Raw genomic sequence first — 3,446 nt, 5'->3', positions numbered from 1 at the left:
GCCCTGATCCACACCGGGAAGAGCGCGAGGCTGTACTGCTGGCCCCGCCAGGTCGGCGTCCCGCGGCCCACGATGAAGAACAGCAACTGACTCAGGATGAGGAACGGGACCAGTCGCGAGAAGAAGTCGAGACTGAACGCCTCGACCGGCAGGATCCCGAAGACGAGATAGATCACCGGCGCCGCGAAATAGGCGAGCGCTGCGAAGCCGGAAAGATAGCTCCACATCGTCGACCAGTACATCAGGCGCTGGGGTACGGTCATGCCCTTCTGAACGAGCGGGTTCTCCCGCAGCATCACCTGGATCGTGCCCTGTGCCCACCGGAGTCGCTGGGTGACCATCGTCTTCGGATCCTCCGGGGCGAGCCCGTAGGCGAGGATCTCGTGGTGGTAGACGGACTTCCAGCCGGCGCCGTGCAGGCGCATCGAGGTGGCCATGTCCTCGGTCACGGAGATAGTGGCCAACGCGAGCATCGGCTCGGCCTCCTCCGCACGGTCGACATCGACGGCGCGGATCATCGCGCGGATCGATTCGAGCGCGCCGAGCGGTGACCACTCGCGGTCGGCGAGCCGTTCGAGGACGGTGTCGTCGATCGTGAGCGCATCGGTGCCGTGCGCGTCGAGCGCTGCGATCTCCTCGAGATCGGCCCGGATGCTGCCGAAGTCGGCGTCGACGATGCTGCGCGCGGCGGCGTCGACCGTCTGCTGGAAACGGAATGTGACGTCGGCGAGTGCCGCGCCGGTCCGGAGTTCGCCGCGTGCCGTGCGCACGGCACGGCGCACCGAGTCGAGTGCCGCGGCCACGTCCGGCTGGTCGGCGGGCACTTTCCGGCGTGCCCGGTCGACCACCCTTCCCGCGGTGCGCAGGGTGCGTTCCACACCGTCCTCGACGGCCTGGACATAGCCGGCGATGCCGAGCTGCATGAGTGCTTCACGTCGCAGGATCGCATTGGACCCGCAGAAGAAGGCCGCGTTCCAGCCGTCCTTGCCCTGCTGGATCGGCCCGTAGAACAACGGGGCCTGACTGCCGAGCGGATCGGAGTCGGGCACATTGGTGAAGTACTGCGGCGTCTGGACCAGTGCCGTGCTGTCGTCGGTGAAGTATCCGAGTGTGCGGTCGAGGATCTCGGGTTCGGGTATCTGGTCGGCGTCGAGGATGAGAAGGAACTCGCCGTCGGAGTGCAGCAGGGCGTTGATGAGATTGCCGGCCTTGGCGTGACGGGGCTTGTTCGTCCAGCTCGCCGACCGCGTCATGTAGTCGACGCCGAGTTCGGCTGCGGCCGCGGCGAGTTCGGGCCGGGCTCCGTCGTCGAGGATCCACGTGCGGTGCGGATAGCGGATACGCTGCGCGGCTGCTGCCGTGCGCAACACCAGATCGACCGGTTCGTTGTAGGTGGTGATGAAGACGTCGACCGTCATGCCGGCGGGTGCGATGGGCGGTTCGGGACGTCTCCTCAACCGCCACATCGTCAACGCGAACAGCAGCGAATCGATCAGGCTGTACGTCTCGGCGAGAACGAGCGGGACCGCGATCCACCACGCATCCCAGTTCACGGAGAACAGCCAGCGCCAGACGATGTAGTTCAACCCGACGATGACCGTGAGGACGATGAGGACGCGCAGGAAGGGGGACGGGTAGCCCTCCTTCGTGACCGCGTTCACGACGCCGCCTCCCGGCGTAGCGCGACCACCGTGACGTCGTCGAGCGGCGGATTGCTCTCGGCCAGCGCACGCGCGGCGGCCACCAGTTCTTCCGGCTCGGCCCGGTCGGCGACGAAACGGCACAGAGCCGCCGGGTCGCTCTGTTCGTCGAGCAGGTCGAGCAGGCCGTCGGAGCAGATCACGAGCATGTCGCCCGCATCGAGCCGCGCGGTCTCGGACCTCCAGGTGGTCGCGGGAAAGATCCCCAGCGGAGGACCACCACCGCTCGTCAGTGGTTCGACCGTACCGTCGGCGCGGCGGATCGCGGCCAGCCCGTGCCCGGCATCGGCGTAATCGATGTCTCCTGTGGAGAACTCGAGCGCTGCGACGAAGGAGGTGACGAACGTCCCGGTGTGCTCGAAGTCGTCGGCGAGGTGTTCGGCGCCGACGGTCAGGGTCATCCCGGTGTCGAGGACGCCGACCGGACGAGTCCCGAAACGCTCGAGCACCCGCGCGACCCCCCGCATCGAGGAGCGCACGGCCGACGACAGGATTGCGGCGCCCAGGCCCTTGCCCATGACGTCGGCGACGGTGATCACGATCCCGTCGCGGAGCCGGTAGTGGTCGTAGAAGTCACCGCCCACCATGAAGGCGGGCAGGCAGATCGTGGCCATCTCGTAACCGGGAAGGTCCGGGAGCGGCCGGGGGAGGAGCTGGTTCTGGATCTCGGCGGCGCGGTCGAGTTCGTCGGCACGATCGAGTTCACGTTGGGCCCACTCGGCCAGCTCGGCGAAGGTGTCGAGCTGATCCGGGTCGAGGTTCCGCTCCTCGGTGTCGTAGATGCAGAAGGTGCCCACGGGGTGACCGTTGGGTCCGTACAGGGGATAGCCCGCATAGAACCGGATGCCCCCCTTTCCGCCGATACCGGGGATGTCCGCGAAAGCAGGATCGGAGGCGGCATCCGGGAGGACGAGTGCGGGATTCTCGGGTTGCGCGTAGGCCCGGGCGATCGTGGTGCGGCACACCGTCCTCTCGCGCGGTACGTCGGAGAGCTCCAGTCCGAGGATCGATTTGAACCACTGCCGATCGCGATCCATCAGCGAGAGCGAAGCCATCGGGACACCGAACACGCGGCACGCGATGCGGGTGATCTTGTCGAACCGTTCTTCGTGGGGGGTGTCGAGCAGTTCGAGCAGTTCCACGTCACGCATGCGTTCGTTCTCGAGATGTTCGGGGAGGAGCGACGCCTCGGCTGTCATCGTGCGATGTGTCTCCTGTGCAGAGCGTCGCTCAGCGCCCCCGCGGACTCGGGCGTGCTGGTCAAGCGCCAATCGGTTTCTTTGTTGTGATGGAACCACACGAATGTTGTGACCGCCGGGTGACTGTCCAAGTAACCCACCAGATCCCGGATCCAGTCCGGCTTCGATCCACCGGCCTCCGCGCTCGCGACCTCCGTGACAGCGAGGGGGCGCCCCGGGGCGAGCCGACCGAGTTCGTCCAGCGTCGGTCCGAACAGCTCCTCGGGGGACTGCCACCGACTCCACGGCCGGGTGGTGCCCCAGTTGTAGCCGTCCACTCCGACGACATCGACGTACTCGTCACCCGGATACAGGGGAGTGATGGGACTGCTGCCCTCGTGCGGGACGTTGACCGTCCAGATCCAGCGCACGTTCTCGACGTTCTTCGACGCGAACAGATCGTGCACATGCCGCCACGCGGCGACATACGTCTCCGGCGGGGTCCCTGCCGCAGGGCTCCAGGGGTACCAGTCCCCGTTCGGTTCGTGGGCGAATCGCAGATAGACCT

At 66.9% G+C, this 3,446-nt stretch carries 3 protein-coding genes; all 3 read right to left on the bottom strand.

The window, feature by feature from the left end:
* A partial coding sequence (locus tag R1101_RS0119080) for a glycosyltransferase (RefSeq protein ID WP_016934931.1) occupies positions 1–1,661 on the bottom strand: 1,661 nt, incomplete at its 3' end.
* Entirely contained in the window at positions 1,658–2,899 is a 1,242-nt protein-coding gene (locus R1101_RS0119075; RefSeq protein WP_016934930.1) for a PP2C family protein-serine/threonine phosphatase, read from the bottom strand. The genes R1101_RS0119080 and R1101_RS0119075, both read right to left, overlap by 4 nt.
* A partial coding sequence (locus tag R1101_RS0119070) for a glycoside hydrolase family 26 protein (protein WP_016934929.1) occupies positions 2,896–3,446 on the bottom strand: 551 nt, incomplete at its 5' end. The genes R1101_RS0119070 and R1101_RS0119075, both read right to left, overlap by 4 nt.

Origin of the sequence: Rhodococcus sp. R1101 (assembly GCF_000278445.1) — a bacterium.
GTDB classification, from domain to species: domain Bacteria; phylum Actinomycetota; class Actinomycetes; order Mycobacteriales; family Mycobacteriaceae; genus Rhodococcus; species Rhodococcus gordoniae.
Note: the sequence above shows the minus strand (reverse complement) of the source record. Positions and strands in the feature narration are given on the sequence as shown.

Bases quoted from the DNA above. Each gene is read 5' to 3' on its own strand.
- R1101_RS0119075 (WP_016934930.1), bottom strand. From the start codon at position 2,899: ATGACAGCCGAGGCGTCGCTCCTCCCCGAACATCTCGAGAACGAACGC.